Below are 21,229 nucleotides of genomic sequence, written 5' to 3' on the forward strand. Positions count from 1 at the left end.
GCGCAACAACGCGTGTCCGAAGATCGCTGGACAAAGGTCTCGCCATGCATGCCGGCCTCCTTTCCCAGCAGCCATGTCGAAGCAGACCATCCCCGATCTGGGAGCGCCCGATCCAGCCTGAAACGATCAGGCTTTAGGCTCTCCGCGAGGGATGGCCGCATTCTCGGAAGGACCGGAAGGGCTTGGTGGGGGCTGCTTGACCTTGCCGTATCACGAATGGCGAATTGATCCGGGCGCAGCATGGATATTGCCGCAATCCGGCGGGCGAGCATCCCCCCGGTTTCCCGATGATGCGTGGCAAGCTTGATTGCCCCCAGTGCCCCGCGGCTGCCGGCCGGCCCTATTCCACCGTCACCGATTTCGCCAGGTTGCGCGGCTGGTCCACGTCGGTGCCCTTGGCCACCGCAGTATGATAGGCCAGATATTGCATCGGCACCGCGTAAAGGATGGGCTGGAACAACCCGCCGCCCGCCGGCATCGCGAGCCCCGCCCGCACGCCATGACCGCCGGCCTCCAGCCCCTCGGCATCCGAGATCAGCAGCACCTGGCCGTGGCGCGCCATGACCTCCTGCATGTTCGAGACGGTCTTTTCGAACAGCCCGTCGCGCGGCGCCAGCACCACCACCGGCACGTTCCGGTCGATAAGCGCGATGGGCCCGTGCTTCAGCTCGCCCGAGGCATAGCCCTCGGCATGGATATAGCTGAGCTCCTTGAGCTTCAGCGCCCCCTCCAGCGCCACCGGGTAAAGCGCGCCGCGGCCCAGATACAGCACGTCCTGCGCCTCGGAAAGCCAGCCGGCCAGGCGGCGGCATTCGTCGCTGACCGCAAGCGCCTGGTTCAGCAGCCCCGGCAGCGCGCGCAGGTCGGCCAGGTGCGCAGCCAGTTCGGCATCCGTTAGCCGCCCGCGGTCCCGCGCCGCCTTCAGCGCCAGCACCGCCAGCACCGCAAGCTGGCAGGTGAAGGCCTTGGAGGATGCGACGCCCACCTCGATCCCGGCCAGCGTCGGCAGGGCGATGTCGGCATCGCGCGCGATGGCCGAGGTGCCCACGTTCACCACCCCCACGGTGCGCGCCACCTTGTCGCGGGCGTAATGCAGCGCCGCCAGCGTGTCCGCCGTCTCGCCCGACTGGCTGACGAAGATCGCCCAGCTCTGCGGCGAAAGCGGCGGTTCGCGATAGCGGAACTCGGAGGCTACATCCAGGTCGCAGGGCAGGCCGGCCAGCGCCTCGAACCAGTAGCGCGCGACATGGGCGGCATAGAAGGCGGTGCCGCAGCCGACCAGGGTCAGCCGGTCCACGTCGCGGAAATCCAGCGCCTCGGGCAGCACGATCCGCTCGCCCTTGATGTAATGGTTCAGCGCATCGCCCAGCACCACCGGCTGTTCGGCGATCTCCTTGGCCATGAAATGCCGGTAGCCGGCCTTGTCGATCTGGGTCGCGCCCACGTCGATCTGCTGGATCTCGCGGTTGGCGGGGCGGCCCTCGGCGTCGAAGATCTCGGCGCCCGCGCGGCGGATGATGGCGTGGTCGCCATCTTCCAGATAGGTGATGCGGTCGGTGAAGGGCGCCAGCGCCACCGCGTCCGAGCCCAGGAACATCTCGCCCGTGCCATGGCCCACGGCCAGCGGGCTGCCCTTGCGGGCGGCGATCATCAGGTCGGGCTCGCCCTCGAACAGGAAGGCCAGCGCAAAGGCGCCGTGCAGGCGGGCCAGCGTGGCCCGCGCCGCCGCGACGGGGCCGAGGCCCTGGCCCATGTGCCAGGCGGTCAGCAGCGCCACGGTCTCGGTATCGGTCTGCGATTCCGGCTGCATCCCCAGCCGCGTGACCTCGTCGCGCAATTCGCGGAAATTCTCGATGATGCCGTTATGGACCACCGCCACCGGGCCGCGGCGATGGGGGTGTGCATTGGCCTCGGTCGCGGCGCCATGGGTGGCCCAGCGGGTATGGCCGATGCCGGCATGGCCGGTCAGCGGCTCATGCACCAGCCGGTCCGACAGGTTCACCAGCTTGCCCACGGCGCGGCGGCGGTCCAGCCGGCCGCTGCCGTCCACCGTCGCCACCCCGGCGCTGTCATAGCCGCGGTATTCCAGCCGCTTCAGCGCCTCGACCAGTTGCGGCGAGACCTCGTGATCGCCCAGGATTCCGATGATGCCGCACATGTCAGTTCCCCTTTTTCTGGCGCAAGGCCTGCATCAGCCGCGCGGCAAGGCCCGGCTTGACCACCTGCTTGGCGCGTCCCAGCGCCAGCGCGTCGTCCGGCACGTCCTGGGTGATGACCGAGCCCGAGCCCGTCATCGCCCGCGCCCCCACCCGGACCGGCGCCACCAGCATGGTGTCCGAGCCGATGAAGGCATGGGCGCCGATCTCGGTCCGGTGCTTGCTGACACCGTCGTAATTGCAGGTCACGGTGCCGGCGCCGATATTCGTGGCCTCGCCGATATGGGCGTCGCCCAGATAGGTCAGGTGGCCGACCTTGACGCCCTCGTCCAGCACCGCGTTCTTGATCTCGACGAAATTGCCGACATGCACGTCGCCGCCCAGTTCTGCGCCGGGGCGCAGCCGGGCAAAGGGGCCGACGGTGGCGCCGGCGCTGACATGGCAGCCTTCCAGGTGGCAAAAGGGCAGGATCTCGGCGCCGCTTTCCACGGTCACGCCGGGGCCGAAGACCACGTTCTGCCCGATTACCGCGTCGCGGCCGATGCAGGTGTCGAGCGCGAACCAGACCGTCGCCGGATCGCTCAGCGTCACGCCGTCCTCCAGCGCCTGTGCGCGGGCGCGGGCCTGAAAGGCGGCCTCGGCCGCGGCCAGTTCCGCACGGGTGTTGATGCCCAGCGTCTCGGATTCGTCGCAGGTCACGACCTCGACCCGGCAGCCGGCCTCGCGGGCCAGGGCGGGCAGGTCGGTCAGGTAATATTCCCCCGCCGCGTTGCGATTGCCGATCCGGGGCAGGCATTCGCGCAAAAGCGCCGCATCCGCCGCCAGCACGCCGGAATTGACCAGGCGGATCGCCCGTGTCGCCTCGTCCGCATCCTTGTATTCGACGATCCGCTCCAGCCCCTTGGGTCCGGTGACAAGGCGGCCGTAGCGGCCGGGATCGGCAGCCTCGAAGCCCAGCACCACCACATCGGCGGGGTGGGCGGCAAGGCTTGCCAGCGTTTCCTGCCCGATGAAGGGGGTGTCGCCGTAAAGCACGATCACCCGGCCCTCGAAGCCCTCCAGCAGCGGCAGGGCCTGGCCGACGGCATGGGCGGTGCCAAGCTGTTGGTCCTGCAGGGCGATCTGCGCCTCGGGGTCGAGCTTGGCCACGGCCTTCTTCACCGCCTCGGCGCCATGGCCGGCGACCACCACCACCGCCTCGGGCGCCAGCGTCCGGCCGGCGGCAAGCGCATGGGCGACCAGCGGCATGCCGCCCAGCCGGTGCAGCACCTTGGGCAGGTCCGACTGCATGCGGCTGCCCTGTCCGGCGGCCAGCACGATCAGCGCGACGGGTTTCTCGGTCATCTCTGCCCTCTTGCCTGTTCCTTATCCTTGCCGGGCGTTCTACCTAGAGGGCGACGGTCGGGAAAGGCCCCGGCAGATCAAACATCTTGACGGAAGGTTACAGCATGGCGGGAACGGTGGTCTTCGATCTGGACGGGACGCTGGCCGACACCTCGGGCGATCTGATCGCGGCGGCCAATGCCTGCTTTGCCGCGCGCGGCCTCGGCGCGCTGCTGGACCCGGTCGCGGACGCGCTGATCGCCTTTCACGGCGGCCGGGCCATGCTGCGCGCCGGCTATGGCCGGATGCCCGGCAACCATCTGCTGCCGCCCGGCGCCGAGGACGAGGATTACCCGCGCCTGCTGGACCATTATGGCCAGGCGATCGCCGTCCATACCCGGCTTTACCCCGGCGCCGAGGCGGCGCTGGAACGGCTGGCGGCGGCGGGCCATCGGCTTGCGGTCTGCACCAACAAGCCCTCCGCGCTGGCCGAGACGCTGCTGCGCGAGCTGGGCATCCGTGACCGTTTCGCGGCGATGATCGGCGCCGACACGCTGCCGGTGCGCAAGCCCGATCCGCGTCCTTATGCCGCCGCGGTCGAGGCGGCGGGCGGCACGGTGGCGCGATCTTTCCTGGTCGGCGATACCGAGACCGACCGCAAGACCGCCGCCGCCGCCGGGGTCAGGGTGGCGCTGGTCGGCTTCGGCCCCGAGGGCGAGGCGCTGCGCCGCCTGGCGCCCGAGGCGATGCTGGCGCATTTCGACGACCTGCCGGGGCTGGCCGCCGCCTGGCTGGGCTGACCGGGCAAAGGAAAAGGGGGCCGCGAAGGCCCCCCCCGATGACGCATGTGCCGCAGGCGCTATTCGGCCTCGTCGGCGGATTTGGCGTTGAGCAGGCCATAGTTCTGCGCGCCGATTTCCTCGTAAAGGCCCAGCTGGGTCTCCAGGAAGTCGATATGGCCTTCCTCATCGGCCAGAAGTTCGTCGAACAGGCCCTTGCTGATGTAGTCGCCGACCTTGTCGCAATATTCCCGCGCCTCGATGTAAAGCGTGCGGGCGTCGTATTCGGCCGCCAGGTCGGATTCCAGCGTTTCCTTGAGGTTCTGGCCGATCCGCAACGGATCCAGCTTTTGCAGGTTGGGATGGCCCTCCAGGAAGATGATTCGCTGGATCAGGCGGTCCGCATGATGCATTTCCTCGATGGATTCGCCGCGGGACTTGTCGGCGATCTTGCCGTAACCCCAGTCCTCTTGCAGCCGGTAATGCAACCAGTACTGGCTGACCGCGGTGAGTTCAGACCGTAGCGCTGCGTTGAGATACTCGATGACCTTTGCGTCGCCCTTCATGGCTTACCCCTGTGCGGTTGGCTTTCAGCCCCCGCAGGATGGGGGGCACAGCCAGATTATCGCATCCGCGCATGGTGTCCAGAAACAAAGGCATACAGGCCCCGCAATCGGCGCGCTTGCCGAGTGCGTGGTAGATCTTGCCGGGGGTGATGATCGTCTCGGGGTCGGCGGCACGCATCCAGTCAATCGCGGCCTTGATGTCGTGGTCGGAAATCTGGGTGCAGTGGCAGACGATCATTTACTCACCTCGGTTGGCCAAAACTTACCCATTTCGTCGGATAAGTAAAGCCTGAGTTTTTCACTTTGTGATGACCGTCGCCTTGACGGCCCCCGGTGGCCCGGACAGAAGCTAAGCCCATGAAGCTGGACGATTTCGACTTTCACCTGCCCGAGGGGCTGATCGCCACCCGCCCGGCGCGGCCGCGCACCGCCGCGCGGCTGCTGCTGGCCCAGGGCGATTCGATTCGCGACCTGCATGTGCGCGACCTTGTCGACCTGCTGGGGCCGGGCGACCTGCTGGTGCTGAACGACACCAAGGTCATCCCGGCGCGGCTGAACGGCACGCGCGCGCGCCAGACCCCGCAGGGCGAGGCGGTGGCGAAGGTCGAGGTGACGCTGCTGGAACCCGCGGCCGATGGCTGGAAGGCGCTGGCCAAGCCGCTGCGCAAGCTGAAGCCGGGCGAGGTGATCCGCTTCGGCGCGGCGCTGTCCGCCGAGGTGGCCGGGATCTCCGGGGGCGAGCTGACCCTGCGCTTCGACGCCACGGGCGAGGCGTTCGACGCCGCGCTGGCGCAGGTCGGCGCCATGCCGCTGCCGCCCTATATCGCCGCGCTGCGTGCGCCCGATGAGGCCGATCGCGAGGATTACCAGACCGTCTGGGCGCGGCGCTCGGGCGCCGTCGCCGCGCCGACCGCCAGCCTGCATTTCGACGATGCATTGCTGGAGCGGCTGGCGGCAAAAGGCGTCGGCTTCGCCCATGTCACCCTGCATGTCGGCGCCGGCACCTTCCTGCCGGTCAAGGTCGAGGACGTGACGACCCACAAGATGCACGGCGAATGGGGCGAGGTCACGCCCGAGGCGGCGGCGGCCATCAACGCCACCCGCGCCCAGGGCGGGCGGGTGATCCCGGTCGGCACCACGGCGCTGCGGCTGATCGAATCGGCGGCCGCCGAGGACGGCACCGTGCATCCCTTCCAGGGCGTTACGGAAATCTTCATCTATCCCGGCTATCGCTTCCGCGTGACGGATGCGCTGATGACCAATTTCCACCTGCCGAAATCGACGCTGCTGATGCTGGTCAGTGCCCTGATGGGCCCGGACCGCATCCGCGGCATCTATCATCATGCGGTCGAATCGGGCTATCGCTTCTTCAGCTATGGCGACGCCTCCCTGCTGATTCCGAAGGATCCGTGATGCTGACCGTCCTGCGCACCACCTGGCCGCTGCTTCTGGGCATCCTGCTCTTGATGGTCGGGAACGGGATGCAGGGCACGCTTCTGGGCATCCGCGGCAAGATCGAGGACATCTCGACCACGCAGATGTCGGTGGTCATGGCCGCCTATTTCGGCGGCTTCCTCCTGGGTTCGCGCGTGGTGCCGGAACTGATCCGCCAGGTCGGCCATGTCCGGGTCTTCGCGGCCCTTGGCTCGTTGATCTCCTCGGTGCTGATCCTCTATGCGGCGGCGCCGCATTGGATCGCCTGGGCGCTGATGCGGCTGCTGATCGGCTTCTGCTTCTCGGGGGTCTACATCACCGCGGAAAGCTGGCTGAATGCCGGCACCGCCAACGAGAACCGCGGCCAGGCCATGTCGGCCTATATGATCATGCAGATGCTGGGCATCATCACGGCCCAGTTCCTGATGAACACGGCCGACCCGGCGGGCTATCTGCTGTTCGTGATCCCCTCGGTGCTGGTCAGCTTGTCCTTCCTGCCGATCCTGCTTTCGACCCAGCCCGCGCCGCAGTTCTCGACCCTGAAACGCATGAGCTTCGGCAGCCTGTTCCGCGCCTCGCCGCTGGGCTGCATCGGCATCTTCCTGATGGGCGGGGTGTTCTCGGCGCTGTTCGGCATGGCCTCGGTCTGGGGCTCGACCAAGGGGCTTTCGGTGCGCGAGATCTCGGCCTTCGTGGCGGCGATCTATGCCGGCGGGCTCTTGCTGCAATATCCGATCGGCTGGCTGTCGGACCATGGCGACCGCCGCGTCATCGTGCTGGGGCTGTCGGTGCTGGGCGCGGTGGTCAGCCTGGCCACGGTAACGCTGCAGCCGGGGATTTGGGGCCTGCTGCTGGCCGCGGCGCTGATCGGCGGCGTGGCCAATCCGGTCTATTCGCTGCTTCTGGCCTATACCAACGACTTCCTGGATCAAAGCGACATGGCCGCCGCCTCGGCAGGGCTCTTGTTCATCAACGGCGTCGGCGCCATGGCCGGGCCGCTGATCACCGGCTGGCTGATGTCGCTGCTGGGCCCGGACGGGTTCTGGGCCTATATCGGCCTGCTGCTGGCGATGCTGGCCTTCTATGCCGGCTGGCGCCGCACCCGCCGCCCCACGCCGGTCCTGGACCAGAGCTTTGCCGTCATCGCCCCCTCGGCCACCCCCGTCGCGGTCGAGGCGGCGCTGGAAACCGCCAGTTCCGACGATGCCGACAAACCCGCCTGAACGGCTTGCGACCGGCCTTCGGCTCTGCGACCATCGGCCAAAACGGAGGGCAAGGCCATGACCGACACCACGACACCCGAGGAGATCAACCGCTTCTGGCTCGACGAGGTCGGCGAGAAGGGCTGGTATATCCGCTCGGACGCCGTGGACGAAACCATCCGCCGGCGCTTCCAGCCCGCCTGGGAACGCGCCGCCGACCTGGTGCCCGGCTGGGCCGCCACGCCCGAGGGGATGCTGGCCGGGCTGATCCTGACCGACCAGTTCCCGCGCAACATGTTCCGCGAGGATGCGCGCGCCTTCGCCACCGATCCTCTGGCCCGCAGCCTCGCGCGCGAGGCGGTCGAGAGCGGCCTGCACCTGCGCATCGCGCCGCCGTCCCGGCAATTCGTCTACCTGCCCTTCGAACATTCCGAGGATCTGGCCGACCAGGAACGCGCCGTTGCGCTTTTCGCCGAGTTCATGCCGGGCGAGAACCTGCGCCATGCCGAGTTGCATCGCGACACCATCGCCAGGTTCGGCCGCTTCCCCTGGCGCAACGCGGCACTGAACCGCGTGCCCACGCCGGCGGAAATCCGCGTCATGGAGGCCGGCGGCTATGGCGCGCTGGTCTCGGGCAAGCTGTCGCTTGCTGAGCTCTGAAAAATGGTTTAACGCTGAACTATCTTTTCTGATAGGGGGATTCCCATGGCGCAGAGCTTCGACATGGTGGTGATCGGTTCCGGCCCTGGCGGCTATGTCTGTGCCATCCGCGGCGCGCAGCTGGGGCTGAAGGTGGCCTGTATCGAGCGCGAGCATCTGGGCGGCATCTGCCTGAACTGGGGCTGCATCCCGACCAAGGCGCTCTTGCGCTCGGCCGAGGTCTTTCACCTCATGCACCGCGCCAAGGAATTCGGGCTTTCCGCCGACAAGATCGGCTACGACCTCGGCGCCGTGGTGCAACGCTCGCGCGGCGTGGCCAAGCAGCTCGCCGGCGGCGTCGGCCACCTGCTGAAAAAGAACAAGGTCACCGTCATCATGGGCGAGGCCAGCCTGGCCGCCCCCGGCAAGATCAGCGTCAAGACCGACAAGGGCACCGAGGAAGTCGCCGCGAAATCCATCGTGCTGGCCACCGGCGCCCGCGCCCGCGAATTGCCTGGGCTGGAGCCGGACGGCGATCTGGTCTGGAACTACAAGCACGCCCTGCAGCCGCCGCGCATGCCGAAAAAGCTGCTGGTCATCGGCTCGGGCGCCATCGGCATCGAATTCGCCAGCTTCTTCAACACGCTGGGCGCCGATACCACCGTCGTCGAGGTCATGGACCGCGTGCTGCCGGTCGAGGATGCCGAGATTTCGGCGCTGGCCAAGAAGCAATTCGTCAAGCAGGGCATGAAGATCCTGGAAAAGGCCGCGGTCAAGAAGCTCGACCGCGCCAAGGGCAAGGTCACCGCCCATATCGAGACCGGCGGCAAGACCGAGACGCATGAGTTCGACACGGTGATCTCGGCCGTCGGCATTGTCGGCAACGTGGAAAACCTCGGGCTGGAAAAGCTGGGGGTGAAGATCGACCGCACCCATGTCGTCACCGACGAATACTGCCGCACCGGCGTCGAGGGGCTCTATGCCATCGGCGACGTGGCCGGCGCGCCCTGGCTCGCGCACAAGGCCAGCCACGAAGGCGTCATGGTGGCCGAGCTGATCGCCGGCGGGCACCCGCATCCGATCAAGCCGAACTCGATCCCCGGCTGCACCTATTGCAACCCGCAGGTGGCCTCGGTCGGCCTGACCGAGGAAAAGGCCAAGGCCGCCGGCTACGAGATCAAGGTCGGCCGCTTCCCCTTCATCGGCAACGGCAAGGCCATCGCCCTGGGCGAGCCCGAGGGCCTGATCAAGACCATTTTCGACGCCAGGACCGGCGAGCTTCTGGGCGCCCACATGGTCGGCGCGGAAGTCACCGAACTGATCCAGGGCTATGTCGTCGGCCGCACGCTGGAAACCACCGAGGCCGAGCTGATGGAAACGGTCTTTCCGCACCCGACGCTTTCCGAAATGCTGCACGAGGCCACGCTCTCGGCCTATGGCCGCGCGATCCATTTCTGAACGACAAAGGGGCCTCGCGGCCCCCGATTTCTCCGTTTCACAAATACTCTCGGGGGTCCGGGGGCAGACAGCCCCCGGTCCGGCCGTCACGCCGGGATCGGCATCCGCGCCTCGACCATGCCGGCATACCAGCTCGACCCGGCCGGAATCGCGTTGTCGTCGAAATCATAGGCCGGATGGTGTACCATCGCCGTGTCGCCATTGCCGACGAAGATATAGGCGCCGGGGCGTTCGTTCAACATGTAGCTGAAATCCTCGCCGGCCATCAGCGGCTGCATCTCCATGTCCACCTCGCCCGCGACCTGCCGGGCGACCTCGGCCGCGAAGGCCGTGGCCTCGGGGTGGTTCATCGTCACCGGATAGCCGCGGTCATAGACTACCTCGGCCGCGGCGCCGAAGGCGGCGGCGACATTCTCCACGACGCGCCTGATGCCCTCTTCCAGCTGGTCGCGCACCTCCGGGGCAAGGCTGCGGGCGGTGCCCTTCAGCCTGACCACCTGGGGGATGACGTTATGCGCGGTGGAATCGCTTTGCACCACGCAGACCGAGACGACGCCGCTTTTCAGCGGATCGACATTGCGCGCCACGATGGATTGCAGCGCCACGATGACCTGCGCCGCGACCAGCATGGTGTCGATCGCCTCATGCGGCTTGGCGGCATGGCCGCCCTTGCCGGTGATGACGATGTCGAACTGGTCGGCGGCGGCCATCATCGCGCCCTCGCGGATGGCGAAGCTGCCCACCGGATAGCCGGGCATGTTGTGCATGCCGTAGAATTCCTGGATGCCCCAGCGCTCGACCAGCCCGTCGCGGACCATGGCGAGGCCGCCCGCGCCCCCCTCTTCGGCGGGCTGGAAGATCACTACGGCGGTGCCGTCGAAATTGCGCGTCTCGGCCAGGTATTTCGCCGCGCCCAGCAGCATGGCGGTATGGCCGTCATGGCCGCAGGCATGCATGATGCCGGGCGTCTTCGAGGCGTATGCCGCCCCGGTCTGCTCGTTGATCGGCAGCGCGTCCATGTCGGCGCGCAGCCCGATCACCCGGCCGCTGGCATTGCTGCGGCCCCGGATGACGCCGACGACGCCGGTGCGGCCGACGCCCTCGGTGACCTCGTCCACGCCGAAGCTGCGCAGCAGTTCGGCCACGCGGCCGGCGGTGCGGTGGACCTGGTAGTCCAGTTCGGGGTTCTGGTGAAAGTCACGGCGCCAGGCGGTGATCTCGGGCAGCAATTCGGCAAAGCGGTTCTTGACGGGCATGAACGATCTCCTTCGGCCTGCAGGTTACGCCTTTCGCCAAGCGCCGCAAGGCCATGCGGGCGCTTGCCCCGCACCGGACCGGGAAGGAAGCGAAAACCCCCGGCCGTTGCCGGGGTTTTCGCCGCGACCGCCCTATCCGGATCCGGGGCGCGGGCCGGACAGGGCCGCCCCGTCCAGAGCGGCGCCCGCAGCGTCAGCCCGGCGCTGCGGGCGTCGCCATAGACCACGGTGTCGCAGCAGCCGGTCGTGGCGTGGCATTTCCTGTTGTGGATGTTGGTCACGCCGAGCGTCTCGAAGACGGCATGGGAGCCATGGTGGACCTTCGCGTTGACATCCGGGTCGAAACCCATGCTGTCCGTGCCGCTTTGCCAGCGCATCGCCTCGTCCACCGTCAGCTCGCGGTCGAACAGGCCCGCCAGCTTCCGCATGTGCCTGGGCTGGTCGGCGGCGAAGCGGTTGCCGTCCTTGTCCTTCGAGATGCGCAAGGTATGGCCGGCCGAGACCTTCCAGCGGGTCGTCGATCGCTCCTGACGCCTCGCGTTCGAAGCCGCGCGTGGCGGTGCCTTCGATGCTGTCGTAGACGCTGCGGTTCTCTTCGGGAATCCGGGTGATGTATCGGGCCGTCGCCTTCTGGTCGGTCTGGAAACTCGCTGCCGATGCGTAAAGCGCGCCATCCATCGGGTTGCCCTTGACGCCCGGTTCGCAGTTCCAGCCATAGGCCGGCGGCGGATACTGGCGGTCGGCATCCTGCACCAGTTACGGCTGGTGGATGCAGGTGACGCTGCCATAGGCGGCATGGGTCGGGTCGATGCCATAGGTGAAGCCCAAATAAGGCGTCACCATGCCCGAGAAACTGCGCCGCGTTCTTGCCCGTCCCGCCAGTTCACCCGCGCCTTCGCGATCACCTTGATCCGGTCGGTCAGGCTGAACTGGCCGGTACCGCAGATGGCATATTGCCGGGGCGCGCTGTCCGGGAAGCAGTCCGGCGCGCGGCGCGGATGCAGGATAGCGGCCGTTCAGCCTGTAGGGGTTGACCGGGACATTCTCGCCCCGGCCATAGCCGCAGTAATGGCCCTCACCCCTTGATGCCATTGCGCCCGGCACGAGCCGATGGTCGCGTCCCAAGGCGCGGAGATCGCCGTTCAGTACCGCATTCAGGTTGCTCTGCCTGTCACTGCCGGCATAGCGGGTGCCATAACCTTCCGGCCCGTCGCCGGTTTCGCGGTCGGGCGGGAAGACATGGTTGCCATCCGCATCCCGGCTCAGATGGATCCAGGCCCGCCTCGGATCCATGACGGTCTTGACATGGGTCGTGGCGATGCGGCCGGTCCAGCCGCCCTGGAAAACATGCTCCAGCGCGCCGAAGATCGCGGTCCGCTCGGTATCGACATAGCTCCTGCCCGATGCTGGATTTCATGGCCAGTCGATCAGGCCGCCATCGGCATAGAAGGACTGCAATCCGCCCCGGGTCACGTTGTCGGCCTCGGTTTTCTGGTCGCTGATACCGGTGCCCAGGGTGGCGTCGTCGCCAAGATCGACCTCCAGCGTGCCGAACAGGGCATATTTGTCCTTGTGGTAGCGGTCGAGCGAACCGTCGCGGCTGTTGATCACGCTGACCAGCCGGCCGCGCACCGTGCCCAATTCGTTCAATGCCCGGACACGTCCGATTCCACCCGCGCGCCCTTGGGATAGGCCAGCAAGGGGGACGGCACCGTCGTTACGGTCCTCGGCCTCCTGTGCCATGGCCAAGCCGGCCAGCAGCGCCAGGATGCCGGCGAAAAGTGCCGCGGTCGGCCGCGCCCGCGCGGCGCAGGAAATCGGGGGAGGGCGGTGTGTCATGGCACGCCATCCGATCAGTTTCGGTTTTTGACTGGCGCATGGCTGGCTGCCGTGCCTGCCATTCCCGTCGCGAGGGCCGGCGATCCGGCAGGGTCGTCAGCGGCAAAGGCTTGCGTTGCCTTGTGACTATCCCGCAACGCGGCGTTCAGCCATGCGTCGCCGGCTCGGTCAGCACCAGGTGGCCCGGCGCCACCTCGCGATAGGTCGAGGGCGCGGGCGCATGGCCGACGGGATGGATCGGCGAGGGGATGGGACGAAAGCGCAGATCCTCGCCCGTCTTGCGGCGGCGCGGATCGGCGACCGGCACCGCGGCCATCAGCTGGCGGGTATAGGGATGCTGCGGGTGCTCGAAGACCTGCCTGCGGGTGCCGATCTCGACGATGCGGCCCAGGTACATGACGCCGACATGATGGCTGACGCGTTCGACCACCGCGATGTCATGGCTGATGAACAGCATGGAAATGCCCAGTTCGCGCTGCAGTTCCATCAGCAGGTTCAGCACCTGCGCCTGCACCGAGACATCGAGGGCCGAGACCGCCTCGTCGGCGATGATGAGCCTGGGGTTCAGCGCCAGGGCCCGTGCGATGGCGATGCGCTGGCGCTGGCCGCCCGAAAGTTCGTGCGGATAGCGGCGCATGAAGCCGCGCGGCAGCTCGACCCGGTCGAAAAGCTGGGCGATGCGGTCGCGGCGCTCGGCCCGGTTGCCGATGCCGTAGTTCAGCATCGGCTCCTCGATCTGGTCGAGCAGGCGCATCTGCGGGTCGAGGCTGGCAAAGGGATCCTGGAAGATCATCTGCATGTCGCGCCGCGCCTTGCGCAGGCCGCGGGCATCCAGGGCCAGGATGTCGCGCCCGCCCAGGCTGACCTGCCCCGATGTCGGCTCGACCAGGCGCAGGATCGAACGGCCGGTGGTGGACTTGCCGCAGCCCGATTCGCCGACCAGCGACAGGGTCTCGCCGGCATTGACGGTAAGGGAGACGTCCTCGACCGCATGGACCTGGGCCACGGTGCGGCGCAGGATGCCGCCCTTGACCGGAAAGCGGGTGCAGAGGTTTCGGATCTCCAGCAGCGGCTCGGGCGCGCGCGGGACGACCGGCTCGGGCCGGGCCACCTGTCCCTCGCGCATCAGCCGCATCGGCTCGGGCGCGTCGCGGCCGGCCATCTCGCCCAGGCGCGGCACGGCGGCAAGCAGCGCCTTGGTGTAATTCTCGCGCGGGGATTGGAAGATCTGCCCGACCGGGCCTTCCTCGACCTTGTTGCCGCGGAACATGACCACGACGCGGTCGGCCATCTGCGCCACCACCGCCATGTCATGGGTGATGAACAGAACCGCCATGCCGGTCTCGCGCTTCAGCCGGTCGATCAGCGCCAGGATCTCGGCCTGGATGGTCACGTCCAGCGCCGTCGTCGGCTCGTCGCAGATCAGCAGGCGCGGGCGGCAGGCCATGGCCATGGCGATGACGACGCGCTGGCGCATGCCGCCCGAAAGCTCGTGCGGGTATTGGCGCAGCCGCCGCTCGGGCTCGGGGATGCGCACCTCGCCCAGCAGGTCCAGCGCGCGGGCGCGGGCCTGGGCGCGCGACAGGCCGCGATGCACGATCAGCCCCTCGGCAAGCTGCTCGCCGACGGTGAAGACCGGGTTCAGCGCCGTCATCGGCTCCTGGAAGATCATCGCGATCTCGTTGCCGCGGATGTCGCGCATGGCGGCGGGCGGGGCCTTTGCCAGGTCCACCTCGCCCTGCGCGCGCTGGAAAAGCAGCCGGCCCTGGGCGATCTCGCCGCCGCCGAATTCGACCAGCCGCAGCAGCGACAGCGCGCTGACCGACTTGCCCGAACCGGATTCGCCCACCACGCAAAGGCATTCGCCGGGCCGGATGTCGAAGGACAGATCCTGCACGCCGGTGACCGGGCCGTCATGGGTCTGGAACGCGACCCGCAAACCCTCGACCCGGACCAGCGGCTTTTCGTCCAGCATCCGCGCCCCCTGACCATTGCTGCGGCATTCAGGCTAGTGCGGCCGGGCCATATTGCAACCGCAAACCCGGATCGGAACTTGATTCTTGCTTTTCTTCCGAGACCTGTCCGAAACTCGCCGCATTCGGGGGACGACAAGGCCAGGCAAACGGCAGAGACGCAACGACACCACCAGAACCGGCAGTCCCGCGCAGATCCACCAACAGGAGAAAGCGATGAAACTGAGATCCCTGATGCCGGGCGCGGCGGCCACAGCCGCCCTTGCCGCCGCCATGGCCCCGGCCGCATTCGCCGAGCGGGGCAGCGACGGGCAGGTCAATGTCATCATGTGGCAGGCGCCCTCGACGATGAATCCCTATCTGTCGGCCGGCACCAAGGACATCATCGCCGGCAGCGTGGTGCTGGAGCCGCTGGCCAGCTTCACCCCCGAGGGCGAGGTGGTGCCGCGCCTGGCCGCCGAGATCCCCTCGGTCGAGAATGGCGGCATTTCCGAGGATCTGAAGACCGTCATCTGGAAATTGCAGCCGGGCATAAAATGGTCGGACGGCACGCCCTTCACCGCCGATGACGTGGCCTTCACGGCGGAATATTGCATGAACCCGCAAGGCGGCTGCGCCCAGCTTGCCAAGTTCGAAGGCGTCGAGAAGGTCGAGGCGGTCGACGAGCTGACCGTGCGCGTGACCTTCGTCTCGCCCCGGCCCGATCCCTTCTCGGCCTTCGTGGGGGCGCAATCGCCGATCCTGCAGAAGGCACAGTTTCAGAACTGTCTGGGCGAGGCGGCGCCGACCTGCACCGAGCAGAACTTCAACCCCATCGGCACCGGCGCCTTCGTGGTCCGGGAGTTCCGCACCAATGACGTGATCTCCTTTGCCGCCAATCCCGAATATCGCGACCCGGCGAAACCCGCCTTCGCCACGCTGCTGATGAAGGGCGGCGGCGATGCGGCGGCGGCGGCGCGCGCGGTGCTGGAAACGGGCGAGTTCGACTATGCCTGGAACACCCAGCTCTCGCCGGATGTGATCGCCGGCATGGAGGCCGCCGGCAAGGGCAAGAACGCCGCCGCCTTCGGCAGTCTGGTCGAGCGCATCCATGTGAACCTGACCGATCCTTCGTCCAGCCTGCCCGAGGGCGAGCGTTCGACAATCAAGCATCCGCATCCGATCCTGACCGACCCGGCGGTGCGCAAGGCGCTGTCCATGGCCATCGACCGGCAATTGCTGACCGAGATCGGCTATGGCCCGGCGGGGCAGCCGACCTGCAACCTGGTGCCGGCGCCCGCCGCCTGGGCGTCCGAGAATACCGAATGCCTGACCCAGGACATCGAGGCGGCCAAGGCGCTGCTGGACGAGGCGGGCTGGACCGTCGGTGCCGGCGGCATCCGCGAAAAGGACGGCAAGCGGCTTACGCTGCTGTTCCAGACCTCGGTCAACGCGGTGCGGCAGGACTTCCAGGCGCTGATCAAGCAATGGTGGTCCGAGATCGGCGTCGAGACCGAGCTGAAGGTGGTGGACCCCTCGGTCTTTTTCGGCGGCGACGCGGGCTCGCCCGACACGTTCCAGAAATTCTATGCCGATGTCGAGATGTATGCCAACAACTTCGAAGGCTCGAACCCCGAGCCCTATCTGGCGCGTCAGACCTGCGACAAGGCGCCGGGGCCGGAAAACCAGTGGCAGGGCGAGAACACCAGCCGCTATTGCGACCCGGAATACGACCGGCTGATCGGCGAGATGACGCAGATCGTCGACCCGGCCGAGCGCGGCGCCATGGGCCGGCGCCTGAACGAGATGCTGACCCGCGACAGCAACGCCATCATCCCGCTGGTCTATCGCGGCACCACCTCGGCCGTGTCGAACGCGCTGGGCGGCGTCAAGCTGAACGCCTGGGACAGCGAATTGTGGAACGTCGCCGACTGGCATCGCGTGAAGTGACGCGGCGATGCTGAGCTTTGCCCTGCGCCGGCTGCTGCTGGCGGTGCCGACGCTGCTGTTCATCTCGCTGGTGATCTTCCTGCTGCTCGAGGCCTCGCCCGGCGATCCCTTGGGCGACGTGCCGCTGACCGTGCCGCCCGAGGTCAAGGAGCGGATGCGCGAGGCGCTCGGTCTCGGGCAGGCCTGGTATGTCCGCTACGCGCTGTGGCTGAAGCAGTTCTTCTGGGTCGAGCCGCTTTACTGGTTCGACCGCGTCTTCGGCACCGGCTTCAGCCAGGGTATGCAGCGCATCATCAGCTTCCAGAGCCGCAGCCCGGTCTTCGACGTGATCGCCGAGCGGCTGCCGCAGACGCTGACCGTCGTCGGCCTGTCCTACCTGGTCGGCGTGATGATCGCGCTGCCGATCGGCATCGTCTCGGCCTATCGGCAATATTCCTGGTTCGACCAGATCGGCACCTTCGTCTCGATGGTCGGCTTCTCGCTGCCGACCTTCTTTACCGGGGTGGTGTTCATCATCGTCTTCGGCATCAAGCTGCAATGGTTCCCGTCGATCTACGACACCACGCATCGGGTGACGGATTGGGACAGCTTCCTGGTGCAGCTGCGGCAGATGGCGATGCCGGTCGCGGTGCTGGCGCTGTACAACGCGGCGCAGATCAGCCGCTTCATGCGCGCCTCCATGCTGGACAACCTGCGCCAGGATTACGTGCGCACCGCCCGCGCCAAGGGCCTGTCCGAACGCGTCGTGGTGCTGAAGCATGTGCTGAGGAACAGCCTGATCCCGGTGGTGACGGTGATCGCGCTGGGGCTGCCGGCAGTCTTCGGCGGCGCCATCATCACCGAGCAGGTGTTCAAGGTGAACGGGCTGGGGCAGCTCTTGATCCTGGCGATCCATGCCAATGACATGCCGATGGTGATGACGCTGACCTTCATCTTCGCGGTGCTGATCGTCAGCTTCACCCTGATCGCCGACCTGCTTTACGGCGTGCTGGATCCGAGGATCCGCTATGACTGATCGGCTGCTGATCGAGGAAAGCGCGGTGAACGCGGCCGCGCCGGGGGCCGAGGCGCTGCCGCCCGCCGATCCTCCGCCCCAGGCCCCCGCCCGCAGCCAGTGGCGCGACATCTGGCGGCAGTTTCGCAGCCATCGCGGCGCCATGCTGGCGCTGGTGCTGTTCGTGGCGATCCTGCTGTTCGTCGCCGTCGGGCCGCTGGTCTGGACCATCGATCCGGGTTTCGTCGATATCCGCGCCCGCAACCAGGGCTTCAGCGCGGCGCATCCGCTGGGCACCGACCAGCTGGGTCGCGACATGCTGGCGCGGCTGATGGCCGGCGGCCGGGTCTCGCTGGCGGTCGGGCTGACCGCCATGGCCGTCGCGCTGACGCTGGGCAGCCTGATCGGCATCGGATCGGGCTATTTCCGCCGGCTCGACGCGCCGCTGATGCGGCTGACCGAGCTGTTCCTGGCCCTGCCGCTGCTGCCGCTGCTGCTGCTGATGGTGACGCTGTTCCGCGAGCCGCTGGGCCGGGCCATGGGGCCGGCGGGCGGCACCTTCCTGCTGATCGTCGGCGCCATCGGCATCACCTCGTGGATGCAGACCGCGCGCATCCTGCGCGGCGAGGTGCTGGGGCTCAAGGAGCGCGAGTTCATCCTGGCGGCGCAATCCATCGGCACACCGGCGCCGCGGATGATCCTGCGCCATGTGCTGCCCAACGTGATCTCGCCCATCGTGGTGGCGGCGACGCTGGGCATCGCCACGGCGATCATCACCGAAAGCGCGCTGTCCTTCCTGGGCCTGGGCTTTCCGCCGGATTTCCCGACCTGGGGGCGGCTGCTTTACGATGCGGTGGACCAGATGCAGATATATCCTTGGCGGGTGGTGTTGCCGGGATTGCTGATCTCGCTGACGGTGCTGTCGGTGAACTATATCGGCGACGGGTTGCGCGATGCCATGGACCCGCGGATCCGGGGACGCTGAGCGGCGCGGCCGCATGGGTATTTGGGAAACGGTGAAAGCGGTCAGAGCGCGCGGGCGAGCGTCGGGAGTTCCGAGCGCGGCAGGATCACGAGCATCGGGCCGTCGCATTCCAGCGTGACCGGGCCGGTCGCCTCGTTCGAGGTGCCGCTGCGGCCGGTCGGCGCGAAGGCCAGGCCGTCGATGGGCCATTTCAGGCCCCGCGACCGGCCGGTGGCCGGGCTCATCGGGAACAGCGAGACCCGTGTGCCCGGCGCGAGGTCCAGCGCGAGGCGCGGGGGCGCGAGGGCGATCACGTCCTCGCCCGCGATCAGGATGCAGGGCGGGCCGATGCGGCGGGCAAGCACATTGAGTACCGACAGGAAATGGTCGTGGCGCGCGCCGGAAAAGCCGAGCGCGACGACGAAGGGCGCATCGAGATTGGACAGGCATTTCTCGAAATCGGTGCTGTCCTGCTCGGCGATGGGGTGCTGGCGCTCGGCCGGGATCTCGGCGCGGGCGCGGGCCGAGATGCTGTCGAAATCGCCCCAGACCGCCGCCGGCATCAGCCCGTGGCTCAGCGCGGTATCGGCGCCGCTGTCGGCGGCGGCCACCACCGGCGCGAGCGCCAGCGCCTGCTGCAGGTCGGCGCGGCTGACCGGCGCGCCGCCGATCAGCGTGACCGGGCGGGCGCTTGTCAGCCTCATTCGCCCTTGCCGATGCCGGTGAAGATCTTGCGGAAGGGCAGCGCCCAGAGGATGCCCAGGGCGACATAGACCGCAAGCTCGACCAGGATCGGCGGGCGGCCCCAGATGCGGTCCATCCAGTTCACCAGGCTCACCGCCACCACGATATAGAGCGGCAGCCCGATCAGCAGGATCACCAGCGACCAGCGTTTGCGCGTCTTGAGGTCCATGCCAGCCCGTATCAGTCCGCGAAGGGATCGGTCACGAGGATGGTATCGTCACGCTCGGGCGAGGTCGAGAGCAGCGCGACGGGGCACTGGATCAATTCCTCGATGCGGCGGACGTATTTGATCGCATTGGCCGGCAGGTCGGCCCAGCTGCGCGCGCCTTGCGTCGAATCCTGCCAGCCCTCCATCTCCTCGTAGACGGGTTTCGCGCGGGCCTGCAGCGCCGCGGCGGTGGGCAGGTGGTCGTAATGCTGGCCGTCCACTTCGTAGCCCACGCAGATCTTGAGCGTCTGGAAGCCGTCCAGCACGTCGAGCTTGGTCAGCGCGATGCCGTCCACCCCCGAGATGGCGCAGGTCTGGCGCACCAGCACCGCATCGAACCAGCCGCAGCGGCGCTTGCGGCCGGTGACGGTGCCGAATTCATGGCCGCGCTCGCCCAGGCGCTGGCCATCGGCATCGTCGAGCTCGGTCGGGAACGGGCCTTCGCCGACGCGGGTGGTATAGGCCTTGACGATGCCCAGCACGAAGCCGATGGCCGAGGGGCCGAGCCCGGTGCCGCTGGCCGCCATGCCCGACATGGTGGTCGAGCTGGTCACGTAGGGATAGGTGCCGAAGTCGATGTCGAGCAGGCTGCCCTGCGCGCCCTCGAACAGGATGCGCTTGCCGGATTTGCGGGCGTCGTTCATCACCTTCCAGACCGGCTGGGCGTATTGCAGCAGCTTCGGGGCGATCTCCAGCAGCCTGGCGCGCAGTTCCGCCCGGTCGATGGGCGCGGCGCCGAGGCCCTGGCGCAGGGCGTCGTGATGGGCGAGCAGGCGGTCGAGGCGCGAATCCAGCGTCTCCTCGTCGCCCAGGTCGGCGACGCGGATGCTGCGGCGGCCGACCTTGTCCTCATAGGCCGGGCCGATGCCGCGGCCGGTGGTGCCGATCTTGCTGGCGCCCGCGGCTTCCTCGCGCAGCTTGTCGAGATCCTGGTGCAGCGGCAGGATCAGCGGGGTATTTTCCGCGATCATCAGGTTTTCCGGGCTGATCTCGACCCCCTGCGCGGCCAGTTTGTCGATCTCGGCGAACAGCGACCAAGGGTCCAGCACCACGCCATTGCCGATGACCGCCATCTTGCCCTTGCGCACGATGCCCGAGGGCAAGAGCGACAGCTTGAAGACCTGGTTGCCGATGACCAGCGTGTGGCCGGCATTGTGGCCGCCCTGGAAGCGCGCGATCACATCGGCGCGTTCCGACAGCCAGTCGACGATCTTGCCCTTGCCTTCGTCGCCCCATTGCGCGCCGACGACCACCACATTGGCCATAGTGCTTTCCCCTTGCGGTCATGAATGCCGCGAACCGTATAATGGCCGAAGCCTTTGGGGGAAAGCGCATTCCGTTCGGCTGCCGGATTCGTCCGCGCCGCCGTGGGCCTGGCGCAGGCCCTGCGCCGGCTACGCCCGTGCTGCAATGCAGCGTTGCAAAAGATGCCATGGCGGCCTGGGCGAAACCGCCCTAGATTGAATGGCAGGGGAGGAAACCATTCGCCAAGACCGAAAGGGTTTCCCATGGCTATCATTGCAAGCAATCGTCCTCAGACCGGCCTTGCGGCGCTGTATTCCGGCTTTCGCGACTGGCTGGCCCGCGGGACCGAGGCCTATATCCGCCAGCAGTCGCGCCGCGCCGAGATCGAGATTCTGAGGGCGAAATCCGACGCCGAGCTGGCCCGCATGGGCCTGACCCGCGACCGGATCGTGCAATACGTCTTCAGCGACCGCATCTGGTTCTGACAGGCGCGATGCCGATGCGTCCGGCGGATTGACGC

General features: G+C 67.6%; 21 protein-coding genes. 10 read left to right on the top strand and 11 right to left on the bottom strand.

Annotation, left to right across the window (positions count from 1 at the left end):
• Positions 1 to 340: 340 nt before the first annotated feature.
• Together glmS and glmU are read right to left on the bottom strand one after the other, a co-directional pair.
• Positions 341 to 2,158 carry a glutamine--fructose-6-phosphate transaminase (isomerizing) gene (gene glmS, locus ACDP63_RS13745; protein WP_024843231.1) on the bottom strand — a complete coding sequence of 606 codons (1,818 nt, stop codon included), beginning with the start codon at positions 2,156 to 2,158 and terminating at the stop codon, positions 341 to 343.
• Between the two features lies 1 nt (position 2,159).
• Positions 2,160 to 3,500 carry a bifunctional UDP-N-acetylglucosamine diphosphorylase/glucosamine-1-phosphate N-acetyltransferase GlmU gene (glmU, locus tag ACDP63_RS13750; protein WP_024843230.1) on the bottom strand — a complete coding sequence of 447 codons (1,341 nt, stop codon included), beginning with the start codon at positions 3,498 to 3,500 and terminating at the stop codon, positions 2,160 to 2,162.
• Between the two features lie 104 nt (positions 3,501 to 3,604).
• Between glmU and ACDP63_RS13755 the strand changes: the two genes are divergently transcribed.
• Complete coding sequence (locus ACDP63_RS13755) at positions 3,605 to 4,279, top strand: HAD-IA family hydrolase (protein WP_028709934.1); 675 nt, start codon at positions 3,605 to 3,607, stop codon at positions 4,277 to 4,279.
• Positions 4,280 to 4,338: 59 nt separating this feature from the next.
• Here ACDP63_RS13755 and bfr read toward each other — a convergent pair whose 3' ends face one another.
• A complete protein-coding gene (bfr, locus tag ACDP63_RS13760) occupies positions 4,339 to 4,824 on the bottom strand; it encodes a bacterioferritin (RefSeq protein ID WP_024843228.1) in 486 nt (161 codons plus the stop codon).
• The gene (locus ACDP63_RS13765) at positions 4,772 to 5,062 is read right to left on the bottom strand and encodes a bacterioferritin-associated ferredoxin (RefSeq protein ID WP_028709933.1); all 291 of its coding nucleotides are present in this window, start codon (positions 5,060 to 5,062) and stop codon (positions 4,772 to 4,774) included. The genes bfr and ACDP63_RS13765 overlap by 53 nt, the downstream gene beginning before the upstream one ends.
• Before the next feature lie 119 nt (positions 5,063 to 5,181).
• Here ACDP63_RS13765 and queA point away from each other — a divergent pair, with 119 nt between their 5' ends.
• The 4 genes from queA to lpdA are packed head-to-tail and all read left to right on the top strand — an operon-like array spanning position 5,182 to position 9,557.
• Positions 5,182 to 6,237, top strand: coding sequence for a tRNA preQ1(34) S-adenosylmethionine ribosyltransferase-isomerase QueA (gene queA, locus ACDP63_RS13770; RefSeq protein WP_024843227.1), 1,056 nt, complete (start codon positions 5,182 to 5,184; stop codon positions 6,235 to 6,237).
• Positions 6,237 to 7,481, top strand: coding sequence for an MFS transporter (locus ACDP63_RS13775; protein WP_024843226.1), 1,245 nt, complete (start codon positions 6,237 to 6,239; stop codon positions 7,479 to 7,481). The genes queA and ACDP63_RS13775 overlap by 1 nt, the downstream gene beginning before the upstream one ends.
• Before the next feature lie 57 nt (positions 7,482 to 7,538).
• Positions 7,539 to 8,120, top strand: coding sequence for a DUF924 family protein (locus ACDP63_RS13780; RefSeq protein WP_024843225.1), 582 nt, complete (start codon positions 7,539 to 7,541; stop codon positions 8,118 to 8,120).
• 45 nt (positions 8,121 to 8,165) lie between these two features.
• Positions 8,166 to 9,557, top strand: a complete 1,392-nt coding sequence (gene lpdA / locus ACDP63_RS13785) for a dihydrolipoyl dehydrogenase (RefSeq protein ID WP_024843224.1) — start codon at positions 8,166 to 8,168, stop codon at positions 9,555 to 9,557.
• Positions 9,558 to 9,643: 86 nt separating this feature from the next.
• On the opposite strand, the gene ACDP63_RS13790 is transcribed toward lpdA, so the two are convergent.
• Positions 9,644 to 10,813, bottom strand: a complete 1,170-nt coding sequence (locus ACDP63_RS13790) for a M20 aminoacylase family protein (protein ID WP_024843223.1) — start codon at positions 10,811 to 10,813, stop codon at positions 9,644 to 9,646.
• A 246-nt stretch (positions 10,814 to 11,059) separates the two neighbouring features.
• On the opposite strand from ACDP63_RS13790, the gene ACDP63_RS13795 reads away from it, so the two are divergent.
• Entirely contained in the window at positions 11,060 to 11,344 is a 285-nt protein-coding gene (locus ACDP63_RS13795) for a hypothetical protein (RefSeq protein WP_143091238.1), read from the top strand.
• Positions 11,345 to 11,569: 225 nt separating this feature from the next.
• On the opposite strand, the gene ACDP63_RS13800 is transcribed toward ACDP63_RS13795, so the two are convergent.
• The 3 genes from ACDP63_RS13800 to ACDP63_RS13810 all read right to left on the bottom strand — a co-directional run bounded on the left by ACDP63_RS13800 (position 11,570) and on the right by ACDP63_RS13810 (position 14,627).
• Positions 11,570 to 12,106 carry a hypothetical protein gene (locus ACDP63_RS13800; protein WP_028709932.1) on the bottom strand — a complete coding sequence of 179 codons (537 nt, stop codon included), beginning with the start codon at positions 12,104 to 12,106 and terminating at the stop codon, positions 11,570 to 11,572.
• A gap of 120 nt (positions 12,107 to 12,226) precedes the next feature.
• The gene (locus ACDP63_RS13805; RefSeq protein ID WP_143091237.1) at positions 12,227 to 12,652 is read right to left on the bottom strand and encodes a hypothetical protein; all 426 of its coding nucleotides are present in this window, start codon (positions 12,650 to 12,652) and stop codon (positions 12,227 to 12,229) included.
• 145 nt (positions 12,653 to 12,797) lie between these two features.
• Positions 12,798 to 14,627, bottom strand: a complete 1,830-nt coding sequence (locus tag ACDP63_RS13810; protein ID WP_024843220.1) for an ABC transporter ATP-binding protein — start codon at positions 14,625 to 14,627, stop codon at positions 12,798 to 12,800.
• A gap of 214 nt (positions 14,628 to 14,841) precedes the next feature.
• Between ACDP63_RS13810 and ACDP63_RS13815 the strand changes: the two genes are divergently transcribed.
• Genes ACDP63_RS13815 through ACDP63_RS13825 form a run of 3 tightly spaced genes read left to right on the top strand, consistent with a single transcriptional unit; the run spans position 14,842 to position 18,533 of the window.
• Complete coding sequence (locus tag ACDP63_RS13815; protein WP_024843219.1) at positions 14,842 to 16,554, top strand: peptide ABC transporter substrate-binding protein; 1,713 nt, start codon at positions 14,842 to 14,844, stop codon at positions 16,552 to 16,554.
• Between the two features lie 7 nt (positions 16,555 to 16,561).
• Complete coding sequence (locus ACDP63_RS13820) at positions 16,562 to 17,569, top strand: ABC transporter permease (protein ID WP_024843218.1); 1,008 nt, start codon at positions 16,562 to 16,564, stop codon at positions 17,567 to 17,569.
• Positions 17,562 to 18,533, top strand: a complete 972-nt coding sequence (locus ACDP63_RS13825; RefSeq protein ID WP_024843217.1) for an ABC transporter permease — start codon at positions 17,562 to 17,564, stop codon at positions 18,531 to 18,533. Before ACDP63_RS13820 ends, ACDP63_RS13825 begins: the two co-directional genes overlap by 8 nt.
• Before the next feature lie 41 nt (positions 18,534 to 18,574).
• On the opposite strand, the gene ACDP63_RS13830 is transcribed toward ACDP63_RS13825, so the two are convergent.
• Genes ACDP63_RS13830 through ACDP63_RS13840 form a run of 3 tightly spaced genes read right to left on the bottom strand, consistent with a single transcriptional unit; the run spans position 18,575 to position 20,729 of the window.
• Positions 18,575 to 19,216 (bottom strand): thiamine diphosphokinase, encoded by a 642-nt coding sequence (locus ACDP63_RS13830; protein ID WP_024843216.1) that lies wholly within the window; start codon positions 19,214 to 19,216, stop codon positions 18,575 to 18,577.
• Positions 19,213 to 19,425 carry a DUF2842 domain-containing protein gene (locus ACDP63_RS13835; RefSeq protein WP_024843215.1) on the bottom strand — a complete coding sequence of 71 codons (213 nt, stop codon included), beginning with the start codon at positions 19,423 to 19,425 and terminating at the stop codon, positions 19,213 to 19,215. Before ACDP63_RS13835 ends, ACDP63_RS13830 begins: the two co-directional genes overlap by 4 nt.
• Before the next feature lie 11 nt (positions 19,426 to 19,436).
• Positions 19,437 to 20,729, bottom strand: a complete 1,293-nt coding sequence (locus ACDP63_RS13840; RefSeq protein WP_024843214.1) for an adenylosuccinate synthase — start codon at positions 20,727 to 20,729, stop codon at positions 19,437 to 19,439.
• Positions 20,730 to 20,972: 243 nt separating this feature from the next.
• On the opposite strand from ACDP63_RS13840, the gene ACDP63_RS13845 reads away from it, so the two are divergent.
• On the top strand, positions 20,973 to 21,194 hold the full coding sequence (locus ACDP63_RS13845) for a hypothetical protein (RefSeq protein WP_024843213.1): 222 nt from the start codon (positions 20,973 to 20,975) through the stop codon (positions 21,192 to 21,194).
• The last annotated feature ends 35 nt before the right edge of the window (positions 21,195 to 21,229 follow it).

The sequence above is a fragment of the Paracoccus sp. P2 genome (genome assembly GCF_046335115.1).
In the GTDB taxonomy this organism is placed as follows: domain Bacteria; phylum Pseudomonadota; class Alphaproteobacteria; order Rhodobacterales; family Rhodobacteraceae; genus Paracoccus; species Paracoccus pantotrophus.